Source organism: Rhodococcus sp. T2V (genome assembly GCF_029269925.1).
Taxonomy (GTDB): Bacteria; Actinomycetota; Actinomycetes; order Mycobacteriales; family Mycobacteriaceae; genus Rhodococcus_F; species Rhodococcus_F koreensis.
Genome location: NZ_JARJBD010000029.1, coordinates 79,619 through 94,618 on the forward strand (window position 1 = coordinate 79,619; position 15,000 = coordinate 94,618).

Genomic DNA, 15,000 nt, shown 5'->3' on the forward strand with positions numbered 1-15,000 from the left:
GCGCGCGTCAGCCGACCGCGGCGAGGATCGCCGCGTCCACGTCGGCGGCGGGCGCCATCGGCAGCGTGTGGTGGGTGACTCCGGGGATCGTGATGACCGTGGCCGACGGGAGCAGCCGCCCGACGTTCTCCGCGACGCTGCCCGCGTCGTGCGCCCGGCTGCCACCCGCCAGCACCACCGTCGTGGGGACGGTCAGGCCCGCCAGCGCGCCGGCTGTCGGACGCGACGGCACGACGAGCGTGGTGCGGCCGAACGCGGCCACCCCGAGCGCGGTGACGCCGAGCCACCGCGGGTCGACTCCGGCACCCGCCGTCTCCCAGCAGATCAGGCTCCGTTGCCGTCTCTCGGTCGGCCGGATCAGCACGGGCACCGCGTGGAACAGGTACCGCGCGCTCAGGCCCGCAAAGCACGACGTCGGGTCGAGCAGCACCAGGCCGTCGACGCGACGGGAATCGTGCAGCGCGTAGGCGAGCGCGATCATCGCACCGTACGAGTGGCCGACCACAACCGGCGCCGTCACCCCCAGGGTGTCGAGCACCGCGTCCAGCCACTCGAACAGGTCCGGGGCGGTGCGCAGCGGTGCACCGTCGTTCACACTGCGCCCCACGTCGCCCATGACGTCCACCGCGAGCACCCGGTGACTGCGGGCGAGTGCCGCGACGTTGGCGATCCACACCGTCGACGTCGCCCCTCCGCCGGGAAGCAGCAGCAGCGGCGTCCCCGACTCCGGTCCGCACACGTTCACCCGGGTGGGCCCGAACCGCGTCGGGACGTCGACGGGGGTGACGTTCACCGGCCAGTCGTCCAGCAGCGAGTCGTAGGCGCGGACGAAGTCGCCGACTGCCGTCATCGCATCCTCCTCGAAATATCTCGATGATCGAGATACTAGACATTCGAAGGAAAGGTCGCAGTAGATTGCGGAGCGTGGACGTGGACGAAGGCGCACAGACCGTGCACCGGCTGCGCGCACTCGCAGTGGAGCTGAACCTGCTCGGTGCCGAATTCGCGCAACTGCACGGACTGCACACCACCGATCTCCGCGCCCTGATCTGCATCCTCGACGCCGACCGGGCAGGTCTCGCCGCCACACCCGGATGGCTCGGAGGTCAACTCGGCATCAACTCCGCCTCGGTCACCGCCCTGCTCGACCGCATGGAGAAGGCAGGTCTGATCCGCCGCGACCGGGACGCCGACGACCGCCGCAGGTCGTTGCTCGCGGTCACACCCCGCGCCGTCGATCTCGGTCAGACGTTCTTCGGGCCGCTCATCCACCGGACGGCCGCCGTCCTCGACGACTTCGACGCGGTCGAAAAAGCCACCATTTCACGGTTTCTCGACGGCGTGAACCGTGCGGTCGCCGTCGAACGCCGGGCCGGCCCTCAGCGCACGGACGGCACGGAGTCGAGGTCGCGGACCCGGCGCGCGGGCGACCCCGCGTAGAGCCCGTTCGGCTCGCAGTCGCGGGTGACCACGGCGCCCGCCCCGACGACACACCCTTCCCCCACCGTCACTCCGGGAAGGATGATCGCGCCCGCGCCGATCCAGCACCCGTCGCCGATCACGATCGGGCGGTCGACCACGCGCCCGCCCCGGCCGGAACTCGGACCGATCTCGTGGGTGCTCGTGACGAACTGGACGCGGTGCCCGACCGCGACCTGCCTGCCGAGCGTGATGGGCGCGGTGCCGTCGAACAGGACGCCGCGGTTGACGAACGTCCCCAGCCCCATCGTGACGTCCTTGCTGCCGAAATAGCAGCCCGAATAGATGCCGGCTCCCCACACTTTCGCTCCCGCGGCCATCAGCAGCAGGACCCGCAGCCACACGGGGACGAACGCGGAGGCCTGGACGATGGTGACGAACCGCATCCCGTCACCCTAGCCCCGCGGAGCACGTTCGCGATCGAGGTTTGCTATTCATTAACTATTTCACCGCACGAAACTGCACGGTGCGGCGTAGCATGGGGCGCCATCGAAGAAGCACGAGGGGGAACCGTGAGACAACTGGATAGCGACGGGTTCGCTGCGCTGATGGAATCCATTCCCCACGCGATCAGCGTTCACGACCGCGAACGAAACGTCGTGTTCAGCAACCCCGCCTGCGCGGCCCTGATCGGCTACGACGCCGACGAATTCGCGGACCTCGACCACGAGCAACTGTTCCACCCCGACGACGCCGCACTGTGGGGCACCATGCTCGCCCGGGTACTGAGCCAGGAAAGCCCCAGCGCGACAGCACATCTGCGCATCCGGCACCGGGAGGGCCACTGGATCTGGGTGCTCGTCGCGGCGTCCACGTTCACCGCAGGCACCGAGAGACTGGTCGCCCTCGTGCTCCAGGACGAGTCCGACACGATCTGGGGCAACCCCACGGCCGCGAGGCGGCCGATCCGATAACCATCCGCTCACCGGCCGTCGTCGGAACCGCCGCAGCACGGCGGAGTCCGGACGGTGGCGCCGCATCGCCGGCAGAAATGGGTGCGGTGCCCACCGTTGCTGGACGTCGCACACCCACACACCTCCCACCCCACCAGGCACGTATTCGCGGCCAGCGGGTGCCCGTTCGGACAGCACCCCGGCGCGGTCTCGGTTCGGGCGGCCACACGTCGAATCTACCCAGCAGTCGAACGGATGTGCGAATCGCTACCCGAAGCGTCACATGTAGTTGCCGGGCGAACCGTCGTCCTGGCCGTCCTCCCGCTCCACCAGGAACCAACTCCCGGGGGCGTAGATCAGCTCCCGCGCGGCGCGGACGATGACGAGCGCCCCGGACTCGTGGATGCTGTAGCTGTCGTCGTCGCCGAAGTCGGTGACGGCGAACTCCGCCAATTGGTCGAATGAGCGATGCGTCACAGTGAATGTCATGACGCCAGTGTCCCACCGGGACAAGAAAGATGAATGAGGAAAGCCCCCCACCCGCATCGTCTGCGGATGAGAGGCTTCTCTCGAAAGTGGAGCTAAGGGGACTCGAACCCCTGACCCCCACACTGCCAGTGTGGTGCGCTACCAGCTGCGCCATAGCCCCGTATTCGGTTGTTCTCCGCACTCGGAATGACTTCCTCCGTGCTCGAAGAAAGTTACACCATTGCCGACCGGGCCAACAAATCGCCTGGTCAGAGGCGCTTCGCGCCCGTGCGTGGTTAAGGAGTCCAGACACTCGTCAACCACGCACGGGCGGCGGAGCCGCCTACAGCTGCGACACCCAGTTCTCGTTGGACAGCGCGTCGATCACGGTGCCGTCCTTGACGACGGCGGGCGTGCCGGTGGCACCGCTCGCGGCGAGGGCCTGACGGCCCGCCTCGGCGTGCGCCCGGGCCTGCTCGACCTTCGCCCCGGTGGTGATGCACTGGGCGGCCGCGTCGGATGCTCCGGCGTCGCGGGCGATCTGCGCGAGTTCCTCGTTCGTGTGATCGGAGCTGCCGTTCTCCTTCGGCTGGTTCTCCGGCGAGAACAACGCCGCGTGGAATGCCGAATACGCCACGGCGTCACCGGTTTCGGCGACGCACTCGGACGCGGCGACGGCGCGGGTGGAGTAGTCGCCGGTGGCCGAGAGCCGGTCGAGGAAGTTCAGGACGTGGTAGCGCACGGCCACCTTGCCGTCGTCGATGGACTGCGCGAGTTCCTGACCGTTCTTGTTCTCGAGCTCGGCGCAGTACGGGCACATGGGATCTTCGAACAGGTCGACCGTGGTGGCCGCATCCGGCCGGCCGAGGAGCACGACGCCGTCGTCCTGCAACGCCACCTGGACCTCGGAGTTCTGGACCCCGCCGTAACCGTCGTTGCGCGGCTTGCTGCGGTTGCTCTGCCAGATCACACCACCGATGACGAGTACGGCGATGACCAGTACGGCGAGCCCACCGAGAATGTAGGTGGACCGGCTGGATTCCGGCTGCGGGTTGTACTTGTTCTTCGAGCTCACGTGGATGCAGTCCTTCGACGTCGGATCGATTTACCGAATGCTTACTCTGCCACCGTCTGCTGAGGGGTCACTGAGAAAAGTGGTGCGGGAGCGGAGCCCCAGCGCGAACGGGGAACGGGGGAACACGATCAGCCACACCGCCAGTGCGAGGAAGCCCACATCCCGGAGGATCTCCTTGGTGTAGTCCCAGCCGTTCACGTCGGCCGCACCGCCGCCGCCGAAGCATCCGCAGTCGATGGACAGCCCGCGCGCCCACACCGAGACGATCACGCCGATGAGGACGAGCAGGAGCGCGGCGGACACCGAGGCCGTCGCGCGGACGGCGAGCCCGATCAACAGAAGCAGACCGAGGGCGATCTCGAAGAACGGCAGCGTGTTGGCGACCGGCCGGACGAGGTCTTCGGGCAGTAGCTGGTACGCCCGGACCGCGATGATCGTCTGGGCGGGGTCGGCGACCTTGAGTGCGCCGGAGACCAGCCAGACGGCGGCGAGTGACAGCCGGGCGAGCAGGGAGACGACCTTGATCCACACCCGGACGAGCGTACCGAAGACGCCGGTCAGACCGCCTCGACCGTCACCTTGGGCGCCGGCTTGTTCGGGACCAGCAGCCAGCCGAAGGCGGCGAGGAGCATGACTCCTCCGGTGACCCCGAATGCGACCGCGTACGACAGGTGCTGGGCGAGCAGACCCGCGCCGACCGGGCCGAGGACCCCGCCGACGTCGGCGACCATCTGGAACGCGGCCAGCACGGGGCCGCCGCGGGATTTCGCGCCCACGACGTCGGCGACCGCTGCCTGCTGCGCGGGGCTCATCACTCCGGATCCGATGCCCGCGATGCCGGACAGCACCAGGAACACCAGCAGGTTCTCGCTGAGTCCCATTCCGACGGTGCTGGCGCCGCACACCAGCAGTCCGAGCAGGACGAACACCTTCCGGCCGTAGACGTCCGACAACCGCCCGGACACGATGAGGACGAGCGCATTGCCGACGGCGAACACGGTGAGGGCGATACCGGCGAGCGCGGCGTCGCGGTGCAGCGCCTCGACGACGAACAGCGGCACCATCGCCACCCGCACTCCGAAGATCACACCACCGAACGCAAAGTTGGAGCCGAGCGCCGCCCGGTAGACGGGCTGCCCGAGTGCTTCCCGCAGCGTCATGGTGGCACCGGCGGCAGTGGCGTCGGGCGCCGTCAGGTGCGAACCCCGCAGGCTCACGAACACGACAGCGGCCGCGACGACGAGGGCGATCGCGTAGATCACGAACGGAACCCGAAGCCCGAATCCGACGAGCAACCCTCCGACGAGAGGTCCGGAGATCGATCCCATCAGGAAACTGGTCGCGTAGAGCCCGGACACACGACCGCGGCTGTCCACCGGTGCGATGCGGATCACCAGGCCCATCGCCGACACCGTGAACATCGTCGAGCCGATGCCCCCGAGTGCGCGGAAGACGAGCAACTGCCAGTAGTCCCCCGCGACCGCGCAGGCCGCGGTCGAGGCGGCGACGATCAGGAGCCCGGTGATGTAGACGGGCCGCTCCCCCAGTTTCTGCACGAGCCGGCCGCTCACCGGAGCGAAGATCAGACGCATGAACGCGAACGACGAGATCACGACGGTGGCCGCCGTCACGCTCACGTCGAAGCTGCGGGCGAACTGCGGGAGGGCGGGTGCGACGATCCCGAATCCGAGTGCGATGACGAAGCTGGCCGAGACCAGCACCCAGATTTCCGAAGGGAGCCGCGGGCTGCGCCCGGCGGGCAGCCCGGCTGCGCGAGTGTTCATAGTTGAATCCGATGGTAGGTGCCCCCGCTTCCGCGGCGGCACCTACCCCGTCGAACACCTACTTCAGGACGTCGGCCACCAGTTCCTTGGCCGCCGCCTGCACCTGCGCGAGATGATCCGGGCCCTGGAACGATTCGGCATAGATCTTGTAGACGTCCTCGGTGCCCGACGGCCGCGCCGCGAACCACGCCGATTCGGTGGTGACCTTCAGCCCGCCGAGGGCCGCCCCGTTGCCCGGGGCGCTCGTCAGCGTCGCGGTGATCGGCTCCCCCGCCAGTTCGGTGGCCGCCACCTGTTCGGGCGACAGTTTCGCCAGCACCGCCTTCTGCTCCCGGGTCGCGGGGGCGTCGATGCGGGCGTAGGCGGGACTGCCGAACTGCTCCGTCAGTTCCCGGTACCGGACCGACGGCGTCTTTCCCGTCACCGCCGTCATCTCCGAGGCCAGCAGGGCCAGGATGATCCCGTCCTTGTCCGTGGTCCACACCCCGCCGTCGTGGCGCAGGAACGACGCACCCGCGCTCTCCTCGCCGCCGAAACCGAGCGAACCCTCGAGCAGCCCGGGGACGAACCACTTGAAACCCACCGGGACCTCGAGCAGTTCACGGCCGAGGCTTCCGACCACCCGGTCGATCATCGACGAACTGACCAGCGTCTTGCCCACCTTCACACCCGAGCCCCACCCTTGTCGGTGCGAGAACAGGTAGTCGATGGCGACCGCGAGGTAGTGGTTGGGATTCATCAGACCCGCATCGGGAGTGACGATTCCGTGCCGGTCCGCGTCGGCGTCGTTGCCGGTGGAGATGTCGAACCGGTCCCGGGCTCCGATCAGCGAGGCCATGGCGTTCGGCGACGAGCAGTCCATGCGGATCTTGCCGTCGGTGTCGAGGGTCATGAACCGCCACGTGGCGTCGACGAGCGGGTTGACGACCTCGAGGTCGAGACGGTGGATGTCGGCGATCGCACCCCAGTAGTCGACGCTCGCGCCGCCCAGCGGGTCGGCGCCGATCCGCACCCCCGCGCTGCGGATGGCATCGAGATCCAGAACGCTCGGCAGGTCGTCGATGTAGAAGCGAAGGAAGTCGTACCGCTCGGCCCGCGCGATCGCCCGGGCCGCCGGGATCCGCCGCACCCCCGAGAGGTCCCGCCGGAGTAGCTCGTTCGCCCGGTCGGCGATGATCGTCGTCGCCTCGGAGCCGGCGGGGCCACCGTGCGGCGGGTTGTATTTGAAGCCGCCGTCGCGGGGCGGGTTGTGCGACGGCGTCACGACGATGCCGTCGGCCTTCGACTCCGGGCCGCTGCGGTTGTAGCGGAGAATCGCGTGGCTGACCGCGGGAGTCGGCGTGTAGCGGTCCCGCGAATCGATCAGCACCGTCACGTCGTTCGCGGCCAGCACCTCGAGCGCCGACGTCCACGCCGGCTCGGACAGGGCGTGGGTGTCGCGCCCGAGAAACAGAGGTCCGTCGATGCCCTGGGACGCCCGGTACTCGACGATGGCCTGAGTGGTGGCGAGGATGTGCGCCTCGTTGAACGCGGTGTCCAGGCTCGAGCCCCGGTGGCCGGACGTCCCGAACAGCACCTGCTGCACAGGGTTCTCGGGGTCGGGCACGCCGCTGTAGTACGCGGTCACCAGGTGCGCGATGTCTACGAGATCCTCCGGCAGTGCCACCTGACCCGCCCTGTCGTGCGCCACGAGACCTCCTGGAAACGTTTCGGGATCGAACTCGGCTCCAACCCATCCTGCACCCTCACGCCGGAGTCTGCCCTCAAGACGTCAATCGGAATCCCAGCCAGGCGACGGCCAGACCGGCCGCCACACTCGCGACCGTGTAGACGACGGACGTGAGCGCCAGCCGGATCCGCAGCAGTCCCACCGATTCCACCGCGAACGTCGAGTACGTTGTCAGTCCGCCGCAGAAGCCCGTGCCCAGCAACGCGAACGCCTGCGCGGACATCGACGCCCCCGACAGCACTCCGAGGATCAGGCACCCGGCGACGTTCACCAGGAAGGTGGCCACCGGGAAACTGCGGTACGAAGCGACGTACCGGCCGGCGAGGTACCGCGTCGTCGCACCGAGCGCGCCGCCGACCGCGACGAGGAGGACGATCATGCGGCCGCCTTCCGCGCCAGCCGGTGGCGGTGACCGACGAGCATCCCCAGCCGCGCCGCGAGCAGGGCGGGGATCAGGGTGGCCACGACGTAGAGGGTCGCGGTCACCGCGTCCTGCCGCACCGCGTCGACGGCGAAGGTCGAGAACGTGGTGAAACCGCCGAGGACGCCGACCCCCAGGAACAGCCGCCACAACCGGTCCGGTCCCACCGTCTCGGCGAGGTAGCCGAGCAGCAGCGACCCGATCACGTTGATCAGAAGGACGGTCCAGATGCCCGGCCACGCCTCGGACAGCAGAAATCTCGCGGACGCACCGAGCGCACCGCCCAGCGCGACCACGGCCACCGGTTTCGTCAGGGACACGGCACACATCGTGTCACGGCGGCCCGCCGGGATGGTCGAACTCCGGTGCGCACAAAAAAATCCGGGCCGGAACACCTGATGGTGTCCGGCCCGGACTTCGTGGAGCTGCCGGGAATTGAACCCGGGTCCTCCGCAGCAAAGCTAGGGCTTCTCCGTGTGCAGTTTGCTATGTCTCTACTTGGATCTCCCAGTCTCGCAAACAAGCCAGGATGACGATCCCAGTCGCTGTTGGTTGTCCCATTCGACTCCGCGACCGAGTCGAACGGTAAAGCCCTCTAGCTGATGCCAGTACCCGGACCGAGGGCGAACCCGGACTGACAGACACGCAGTCGCTACTTAGGCAGCGAGTGCGTAGTCGCGCTGATTGGAATCGGCGCTTATATGTTTGCAGCGACGCTTACGGTGGTCTCTTGCCTGCACCGACACGCTTCCCCTACCTCAACGTACGCAGTCGAAACCGTTCAGCCCCGTACGTGCCCCACGAGTCTCGCGGGGCCACCTAGTGTAACGCGAACCCCGCCCGGATTCATCCCGGTTTTCTCCGGGAGTGTCGACGGGCGTGTTTCAGCTGGCCACGGCGATCATTCCGACGGCTGCGAGGGCGAGGAGCATCCCCGCCTGCTGCATTCTGCTCACCCGTTCACCGAGCATCACCATCGCCAGCAGCACGGTGGCCGCGGGGTACAGCGACCCGATCACGCTGACGAGCGACAGCAGTCCACCCTGGAACGCGTACATCATCGCCGCGTTGGCCAGGACGTCGAGGAAACTCACGTACACGGCGAGTTTGAGGGGTTCGCCGTGGGGTGGCACGAAGTGGCCGGCGGCCAGGGCGACGAGCCACACCACCGCGGTCGCCGCGGCGCGGGACACGGCGAGCGCCCACATTCCGCCCTCCTCGCCGATCTGGTGCAGCGAGACGAAGGACAGCGCGAACGCGATGCCGGATCCGACGGTGAGCAGCGCCACGGTGCGGGTGAAGCGCAGCACCCTGCCGCCGGCCACCTCGCCCGCGGTCTCGTCGGGCGATTCCCGGCTGACGAGGACGACGGCGACGAGGGCCACCGCGATCCCGATGTACGCGACGGGCCCGGGCCGCTCGCCGAACGCGAGCCCGATCAACACCGGAATACCGGCGACCAGCACGGCCGTCAGCGGCGACACCACCGACATCGGTCCCGACGCCAGCGCGAGATAGAACCACCAGACCGCCACGCCGCCTGCCACTCCCGCCACTGCGCCCCACACGAGGGAGGACGAGGTGAGAGTGCCGCCGGCGAACGGGGCGATCAGGAGCACGATCAGCAGGGACAGCGGGTACGAGACGATGACGACGCGCAGCGCCGCCACCCTGCGGGACGCGACTCCCCCGACGAAATCGCTCACGCCGTAGCCGATCGCGGCCACGAGCGCGAGCAGGATGGACGTCAGCGCATGCCCTTGACTCGGCGTCCGAGTTCGCGGGTCACCTCACGCTCGGCGGTCCGCCTGGCCAGGTCCTGGCGCTTGTCGTAGTCCTGCTTGCCCTTGGCGAGCGCGAGCTCCACCTTGACCTTGCCGTCGGAGAAGTACATCGACAGGGGAACCAGAGTCTGGTTGCCCTCGCGGGTCTTGCCGACGAGGTGCTCGATCTCCCGCTTGTGCAGCAGCAGCTTCCGGGTGCGGCGCGGCGAGTGGTTGGTCCACGTACCCTGCGTGTACTCGGGGATGTGCAGGGAGCGCAGCCACACCTCCCCGTCGTCGACTGTGGCGAACGCGTCGACCAGCGACGCCTTGCCCTCGCGCAGACTCTTCACCTCGGTACCGACGAGGGCGATCCCCGCCTCGTAGACGTCGAGAATGGTGTAGTTGTGACGCGCCTTGCGGTTGGTCGCAATGACCTTGCGGCCCTTTTCCTTCACGTTCCGGGCCTTTCAGTCCGCGATGTCCGAGGTGAACAGTTCGTACCCTCCAGCATAGGAGAAGGGGCAAACCGATTATTCGCGGACGTACAAGCGCAGGGTCACGTATGCGGTGACCGCCGCCATTCCGACGCCCACCAGCACCAGCACCGGCGACACGAACAGCACGTCGCTGTTGGAGATCCGGGCCACGATGTTGGCCTCGTACACGTCCGCGAGCACGTCGTCGATGAACATGTTCTTCGCGGTGAACAGGCCGACGATGGCCAGGACGGCGCCGACGAGCGCGGCGACCACCGCCTCGAGCAGGAACGGCAACTGCGTGTACCAGCGAGTGGCGCCGACCAACCGCATGATGCCGACCTCGGTGCGACGGGTGAAGGCCGCGATCTGAACCATGTTCGCGATCAGGAGAATTGCCGCCACGGCCTGCACGATCGCGATCGCGAACGCGGCGTTGCGCACCCCGTTGAGGACGCTGAAGAGCCGCTCGACCAGTTCGCGCTGGTTGAGGACGCTCTCGACGCCCGGGCGGGTGCCGAAGTTCTCGTTGATCACGCCGAACCGTTCGGGGTCGCTGAGCTTGACCTTGAACGAGGCGGGGAAGCTGTCGGGGCTGACAAGCGCGGCGAGTTCGGGCTGATCCTTGAACACCCGCTCGGTCGCGTCCTTCACCGCGTCGTCCCGGTTGAGGTACTCCACCGACACCACCGACGGCGTGTCCTCCAGCTCCGTGCGCAGCGACTTGCAGATCTCCCCCTCACAGCCCGGATCCGACGTGGAGATGTCGTCGGTGAGGAAGATCTGTACCTCGACGCGGTCCAGGAAGATCTGCTGGGTCTTGCCGGCCATCTGCACCACCAGCAACCCGCTCCCGAACAGGCCGAGGGAGATCGCGGTGGTGAGGATCATCGCGATGGTCATGGTGACGTTGCGGCGGAGTCCGGTCAGGACCTCACTGAAAATGAAACTGGCACGCATCGGGGAATCAGAGTCCTTCGTAGGAGACTTGGGGACAGTACGGAAGCTTGGAGTGCAGGGAGGGCGGCTAACGCCCCACGCCGTACACACCCCGAGCCTCGTCGCGCACCACTCTGCCGAGGTCCAGTTCCACCACGCGACGACGCATCGAGTCGACGATGTGGTGGTCGTGGGTCGCCATCACCACCGTCGTTCCGGTGCGGTTGATCCGTTCGAGCAGCAGCATGATGTCCTGGCTGGTCTCCGGGTCGAGGTTACCGGTGGGCTCGTCGCACAGCAGCACCAGCGGCCGGTTCACGAATGCCCGCGCGATGGCGACGCGCTGCTGCTCACCACCGGACAGTTCGGTGGGGAGGCGGTCGGCCTTCCCGGACAGCCCGACCATCTCGAGCACCTCGGGGACGGTCCGGGAGATCATCGCGCGCGGCTTCCCGATCACCTCGAGCGCGAACGCGACGTTCTCGGACACGGTCTTCTTCTGCAGGAGCCGGAAGTCCTGGAAGACGACGCCCATGCTCTGCCGCAGCTTCGGCACACGCCGGGCGGACAGCTTGTTGACGTGGAAATCCGCGATGTGAATGTCACCCGACGTCGGCGACTCCTCCTTGAGGAGCAGGCGCATGAACGTCGACTTTCCCGAGCCCGACGGGCCGATCAGGAAGACGAACTCGCCCTTGTCCACCTCGACGCTCACCTTGTCCAGGGCGGGCCTCGTGGAGGTCTTGTACGACTTCGACACATTCTCGACGCTGATCACGAGGAGCCAGTCTAGACGTTATCGAACAGTGACCAAACGGAGCGACGCGCGCGTCATCGCCCCGTCTGCGGTGTCGCCGACGTCGTCGGGACGGAAGACGTGGTCGGCGGCGTGGTCGTCTGCGGAGGCGGGAACGGATTGGGAATCCCGAACGGCAGCGTCGGCGTCGACGTCACCTGACTGGTCCCGGTGGGCGCCGTCTGCTCCGGCGTCGGCTCGGGTGTCGACTCGGTGGTCGTGGCGGTCTCCGTCGTCGACTCGATCGTCGTCTCGAACTCCGACGTCGGCGGCGTGGTCTCCTGGATCGGCGCCTCCCGGGTGGGGACGACAGCCGGAGCCACCGGCCCCTGGACCACCTCTTCGGCGGGGTTGAGGTACGTGTACAGCGTGTACAGCACCACCCACAGGATGCACAGCACCAGCGTCGACGTCCGCACCCGGCCGCCGAGGATCTTGGCGGGAAGGAACGAGGCGTGCAGAATCCGGTCCAGTCCGCGCCGGGGTTCGTCGGTCATCCCTCGCCCTCCGCTGCCCGGACCGTCTGGAGGTCCGGTTCGACGGTGATCCCCTGTCGTCTCATCGCGGTGGCGATGCGCACGCGCAGTGCGCGACCGACCTGGAACTGCTTACCCGGCAGGGTCCGCGCCACGACGCGGACGCTGACCTCGTCGACCGTCAGACTCTCCACTCCCATCACCGTCGGCTCGTCGAGCAGTAGTTTCTTCAGTCCACGATCCGCGAAGGCCTCGACACCGACCTGGTGGAGCACCTCGTTGACGCGGTTGATGTCCGACGTGGCCGGAACGGGAACGTCGATCACGGCGCGCGCCCAGTCCTTGGACAGGTTGATCGCCTTCACGATCTGGCCGTTGGGCACGGTGATGACCTCACCGTCCGAGTTCCGCATCCGGGTGACCCGGAGGGTGACGTCCTCGATCACACCCTCGGCGTCCTCCGACGACCCCGTCACCGCGAGCTGCACCGTGTCACCGAATCCGTACTGGCGTTCGGTGATGATGAAGAAGCCGGCGAGGATGTCCTGCACGACGCGCTGCGCGCCGAAACCGAGCGCCGCACCGAGCACGGTGGCCGGGGCCACCAGGCTGCCGATCGGCAGGCTCAGCTGGTCGAGGACCTTCATCGTCGCGATCACGTAGATGATGGTGATGATCACCCAGGTGATCACCTGCGCCACCGAGTGGCGGTGCTTGGTCGCCTCGGACCGCACGAGGGCGTCGCCCTGCATGTAGTTGCTGTCGATCCGGTCGGTGACCTTGCCGCCGCCCCAACTGACGAACCGCGCCATGAGGATCGCTCCGAGGACGGTGAGGGACACCGCGAGCCCCGTCGACGAGAGCCAGTCGAGGAGGTTCTGGGTGGGAGCGAACATCGCCGCCGACGTTTCCACGACTATCAGGACGCCTGATTCTCGCGCATCCGCCACCGGATGCCGGATTCGAGGAAGCCGTCGATGTCACCGTCGAGCACCGCCGACGGGTTGTTGACCTCGTACTCGGTGCGTAGATCCTTGACCATCTGGTAAGGGTGCAGCACGTACGACCGCATCTGGTTGCCCCAGGAACTGCCGCCGTCGCCCTTGAGCGCGTCCATCTCGGCGCGCTCCTCCTTGCGCTTGACCTCGAGCAGCTTGGCCTGGAGGACGCGCATCGCCGACACCTTGTTCTGCAGCTGCGACTTCTCGTTCTGACACGTCACGACGATGCCGGTCGGGATGTGCGTCAACCGGACCGCGGAGTCGGTGGTGTTGACCGACTGCCCGCCGGGGCCCGAGGAGCGGTACACGTCGACGCGGACGTCGTTCTCGTTGACGTCGATGTGGTCGGTGGTCTCGACCACGGGCAGGACCTCGACCTCGGCGAACGACGTCTGGCGGCGGCCCTGGTTGTCGAACGGGCTGATCCGGACCAGCCGGTGCGTGCCCATCTCGACGGAGAGGGTTCCGTAGCTGTACGGCGCCTTGACCGCGAACGTCGCGCTCTTGATGCCGGCCTCTTCCGCGTAGGACGTGTCGTAGACCTCGACGCCGTAACCGTGTTTCTCGGCCCAGCGGATGTACATGCGCATCAGCATCTCGGCCCAATCGGCGGCGTCGACGCCACCGGCACCGGAGCGGATGTTGACCAGCGCGTCACGCTCGTCGTATTCGCCGGACAGCATCGTCTTGACTTCCATCGCCGCGATGTCCTCGCGCAGGCTGTGCCGCTCGGCGTCGGCGTCCGCGATGGCCTCCGCGCCCTCGTCCTCGGCGAGTTCGTAGAGCACCGGCATGTCGTCGAGCCGCGAGCGCAGTTCCTCGACGCGGCGCAGTTCGGCCTGGGAGTGCGACAGCTGGCTGGTGACCTGCTGGGCGTGCTCCTGGTCGTTCCACAGCTCCGGATCGGCAGCCTGGTGTTCGAGCTCGTCGATACGGCGGCGCAACTCCTCTACGTCCAGCACCGATTCGACGGTGCGGAGAGTGGTGTCGAGCTCGCTCAGGTCTGCGGATACGTCGGGATGCACGGTTCCCAAGGTTACCGGGTGCGGACAGGTGCCCTGTCACCCCTTCGTTCCGGCCGAAGTCACCCCTTCCGATCACGTGGCGCGAAAGCCTTGCGGACCCCGGAAGCGCCTTGTTGCATGCACGGGTACGCACTTGTTTGTGCCGCCATCCCGGACGGAGTCGACGATGACCGTGACCGACCAGTACCTGAAGAACAACGAGGAGTACGCCGCCGGATTCACCGGGCCGCTCCCCCTGCCCCCGAGCAAACACGTCGCCGTCCTCGCCTGCATGGACGCACGTCTGGACGTCTACCGGATCCTCGGCCTCCAGGAGGGTGAGGCGCACGTCATCCGCAACGCCGGCGGGGTGGCGACGGACGACGAGATCCGCTCGCTCGCGATCAGCCAGCGGCTGCTCGGCACCACCGAGATCATTCTCATCCACCACACGGACTGCGGGATGCTCACGTTCACCGACGACGACTTCAAGAAATCCATCCAGGACGAGGTCGGGATCAAACCGGCCTGGTCGGCCGAGGCGTTCTCCGACCTCGACGAGGACGTCCGGCAGTCGCTGCGCCGCATCCAGGCCAGCCCCTTCGTCACGGCGACCACCTCTCTCCGCGGGTTCGTCTTCGACGTCTCCACCGGCAAGCTCGCCGAAGTGAAGATCGACTGAGCTCGGGCCGG

The 15,000-nt window shown here is 67.6% G+C and carries 19 protein-coding genes, 1 tRNA gene and 1 other RNA gene; 3 read left to right on the forward strand and 18 right to left on the reverse strand.

What is annotated here, in order from left to right:
• Positions 1 to 7: 7 nt before the first annotated feature.
• A complete protein-coding gene (locus tag P3H15_RS24070; RefSeq protein ID WP_276139516.1) occupies positions 8 to 850 on the reverse strand; it encodes an alpha/beta fold hydrolase in 843 nt (280 codons plus the stop codon).
• 65 nt (positions 851 to 915) lie between these two features.
• On the opposite strand from P3H15_RS24070, the gene P3H15_RS24075 reads away from it, so the two are divergent.
• Positions 916 to 1,440 carry a MarR family winged helix-turn-helix transcriptional regulator gene (locus tag P3H15_RS24075; protein ID WP_276139517.1) on the forward strand — a complete coding sequence of 175 codons (525 nt, stop codon included), beginning with the start codon at positions 916 to 918 and terminating at the stop codon, positions 1,438 to 1,440.
• Here the strand turns inward: P3H15_RS24075 and P3H15_RS24080 are convergent.
• Positions 1,380 to 1,865: a DapH/DapD/GlmU-related protein gene (locus tag P3H15_RS24080; protein ID WP_276139518.1), complete on the reverse strand. Its 486-nt coding sequence runs from the start codon at positions 1,863 to 1,865 to the stop codon at positions 1,380 to 1,382. The genes P3H15_RS24075 and P3H15_RS24080 overlap by 61 nt on opposite strands.
• 126 nt (positions 1,866 to 1,991) lie before the next feature.
• On the opposite strand from P3H15_RS24080, the gene P3H15_RS24085 reads away from it, so the two are divergent.
• Positions 1,992 to 2,393 (forward strand): PAS domain S-box protein, encoded by a 402-nt coding sequence (locus P3H15_RS24085; protein WP_276139519.1) that lies wholly within the window; start codon positions 1,992 to 1,994, stop codon positions 2,391 to 2,393.
• A 258-nt stretch (positions 2,394 to 2,651) separates the two neighbouring features.
• On the opposite strand, the gene P3H15_RS24090 is transcribed toward P3H15_RS24085, so the two are convergent.
• The 16 genes from P3H15_RS24090 to prfB form a co-directional block, all read right to left on the reverse strand.
• Positions 2,652 to 2,861, reverse strand: coding sequence for a hypothetical protein (locus P3H15_RS24090; protein WP_276139520.1), 210 nt, complete (start codon positions 2,859 to 2,861; stop codon positions 2,652 to 2,654).
• An 87-nt stretch (positions 2,862 to 2,948) separates the two neighbouring features.
• Positions 2,949 to 3,021 (reverse strand) — tRNA-Ala (locus tag P3H15_RS24095).
• Between the two features lie 162 nt (positions 3,022 to 3,183).
• Positions 3,184 to 3,915, reverse strand: a complete 732-nt coding sequence (locus P3H15_RS24100; RefSeq protein WP_276139521.1) for a DsbA family protein — start codon at positions 3,913 to 3,915, stop codon at positions 3,184 to 3,186.
• A 30-nt stretch (positions 3,916 to 3,945) separates the two neighbouring features.
• Positions 3,946 to 4,446, reverse strand: a complete 501-nt coding sequence (locus tag P3H15_RS24105) for a MauE/DoxX family redox-associated membrane protein (RefSeq protein WP_276139522.1) — start codon at positions 4,444 to 4,446, stop codon at positions 3,946 to 3,948.
• Positions 4,447 to 4,472: 26 nt separating this feature from the next.
• Positions 4,473 to 5,699 carry an MFS transporter gene (locus P3H15_RS24110; RefSeq protein ID WP_276139523.1) on the reverse strand — a complete coding sequence of 409 codons (1,227 nt, stop codon included), beginning with the start codon at positions 5,697 to 5,699 and terminating at the stop codon, positions 4,473 to 4,475.
• Positions 5,700 to 5,757: 58 nt separating this feature from the next.
• On the reverse strand, positions 5,758 to 7,389 hold the full coding sequence (gene pgm, locus P3H15_RS24115) for a phosphoglucomutase (alpha-D-glucose-1,6-bisphosphate-dependent) (protein WP_276139524.1): 1,632 nt from the start codon (positions 7,387 to 7,389) through the stop codon (positions 5,758 to 5,760).
• 73 nt (positions 7,390 to 7,462) lie between these two features.
• Positions 7,463 to 7,807 (reverse strand): fluoride efflux transporter CrcB, encoded by a 345-nt coding sequence (gene crcB, locus P3H15_RS24120; protein WP_276139525.1) that lies wholly within the window; start codon positions 7,805 to 7,807, stop codon positions 7,463 to 7,465.
• Entirely contained in the window at positions 7,804 to 8,178 is a 375-nt protein-coding gene (locus tag P3H15_RS24125) for a CrcB family protein (RefSeq protein ID WP_276139526.1), read from the reverse strand. The genes crcB and P3H15_RS24125 overlap by 4 nt, the downstream gene beginning before the upstream one ends.
• Positions 8,179 to 8,266: 88 nt before the next feature.
• Positions 8,267 to 8,638, reverse strand: a transfer-messenger RNA (tmRNA) gene (ssrA, locus tag P3H15_RS24130).
• A gap of 95 nt (positions 8,639 to 8,733) precedes the next feature.
• The gene (locus tag P3H15_RS24135) at positions 8,734 to 9,588 is read right to left on the reverse strand and encodes a DMT family transporter (protein ID WP_072937690.1); all 855 of its coding nucleotides are present in this window, start codon (positions 9,586 to 9,588) and stop codon (positions 8,734 to 8,736) included.
• An 8-nt stretch (positions 9,589 to 9,596) separates the two neighbouring features.
• Positions 9,597 to 10,070, reverse strand: a complete 474-nt coding sequence (gene smpB / locus P3H15_RS24140; RefSeq protein WP_015890164.1) for an SsrA-binding protein SmpB — start codon at positions 10,068 to 10,070, stop codon at positions 9,597 to 9,599.
• Positions 10,071 to 10,145: 75 nt separating this feature from the next.
• Entirely contained in the window at positions 10,146 to 11,051 is a 906-nt protein-coding gene (ftsX, locus tag P3H15_RS24145; protein WP_072937689.1) for a permease-like cell division protein FtsX, read from the reverse strand.
• 67 nt (positions 11,052 to 11,118) lie between these two features.
• Positions 11,119 to 11,808, reverse strand: coding sequence for a cell division ATP-binding protein FtsE (gene ftsE / locus P3H15_RS24150; RefSeq protein WP_005240222.1), 690 nt, complete (start codon positions 11,806 to 11,808; stop codon positions 11,119 to 11,121).
• Between the two features lie 53 nt (positions 11,809 to 11,861).
• Positions 11,862 to 12,323 (reverse strand): hypothetical protein, encoded by a 462-nt coding sequence (locus P3H15_RS24155; RefSeq protein ID WP_276139527.1) that lies wholly within the window; start codon positions 12,321 to 12,323, stop codon positions 11,862 to 11,864.
• Positions 12,320 to 13,198 carry a mechanosensitive ion channel family protein gene (locus P3H15_RS24160; protein WP_276139528.1) on the reverse strand — a complete coding sequence of 293 codons (879 nt, stop codon included), beginning with the start codon at positions 13,196 to 13,198 and terminating at the stop codon, positions 12,320 to 12,322. The genes P3H15_RS24155 and P3H15_RS24160 overlap by 4 nt, the downstream gene beginning before the upstream one ends.
• A 23-nt stretch (positions 13,199 to 13,221) precedes the next feature.
• Positions 13,222 to 14,328 (reverse strand): peptide chain release factor 2, encoded by a 1,107-nt coding sequence (gene prfB / locus P3H15_RS24165; RefSeq protein WP_276139529.1) that lies wholly within the window; start codon positions 14,326 to 14,328, stop codon positions 13,222 to 13,224.
• A gap of 166 nt (positions 14,329 to 14,494) precedes the next feature.
• Between prfB and P3H15_RS24170 the strand changes: the two genes are divergently transcribed.
• Positions 14,495 to 14,989, forward strand: coding sequence for a carbonic anhydrase (locus P3H15_RS24170; RefSeq protein ID WP_276139530.1), 495 nt, complete (start codon positions 14,495 to 14,497; stop codon positions 14,987 to 14,989).
• Positions 14,990 to 15,000 lie beyond the last annotated feature (11 nt).

What these genes read in the sequence shown, in the direction of transcription:
- P3H15_RS24070 (WP_276139516.1), bottom strand. Translation starts at nt 850, where the DNA reads ATGACGGCAGTCGGCGACTTCGTCCGCGCCTACGACTCGCTGCTGGAC.
- P3H15_RS24080 (WP_276139518.1), bottom strand. Translation starts at nt 1,865, where the DNA reads ATGCGGTTCGTCACCATCGTCCAGGCCTCCGCGTTCGTCCCCGTGTGG.
- P3H15_RS24090 (WP_276139520.1), bottom strand. Translation starts at nt 2,861, where the DNA reads ATGACATTCACTGTGACGCATCGCTCATTCGACCAATTGGCGGAGTTC.
- P3H15_RS24110 (WP_276139523.1), bottom strand. Translation starts at nt 5,699, where the DNA reads ATGAACACTCGCGCAGCCGGGCTGCCCGCCGGGCGCAGCCCGCGGCTC.
- crcB (WP_276139525.1), bottom strand. Translation starts at nt 7,807, where the DNA reads ATGATCGTCCTCCTCGTCGCGGTCGGCGGCGCGCTCGGTGCGACGACG.
- P3H15_RS24125 (WP_276139526.1), bottom strand. Translation starts at nt 8,178, where the DNA reads ATGTGTGCCGTGTCCCTGACGAAACCGGTGGCCGTGGTCGCGCTGGGC.
- ftsX (WP_072937689.1), bottom strand. Translation starts at nt 11,051, where the DNA reads ATGCGTGCCAGTTTCATTTTCAGTGAGGTCCTGACCGGACTCCGCCGC.
- P3H15_RS24155 (WP_276139527.1), bottom strand. Translation starts at nt 12,323, where the DNA reads ATGACCGACGAACCCCGGCGCGGACTGGACCGGATTCTGCACGCCTCG.
- P3H15_RS24160 (WP_276139528.1), bottom strand. Translation starts at nt 13,198, where the DNA reads ATGTTCGCTCCCACCCAGAACCTCCTCGACTGGCTCTCGTCGACGGGG.
- P3H15_RS24170 (WP_276139530.1), top strand. Translation starts at nt 14,495, where the DNA reads ATGACCGTGACCGACCAGTACCTGAAGAACAACGAGGAGTACGCCGCC.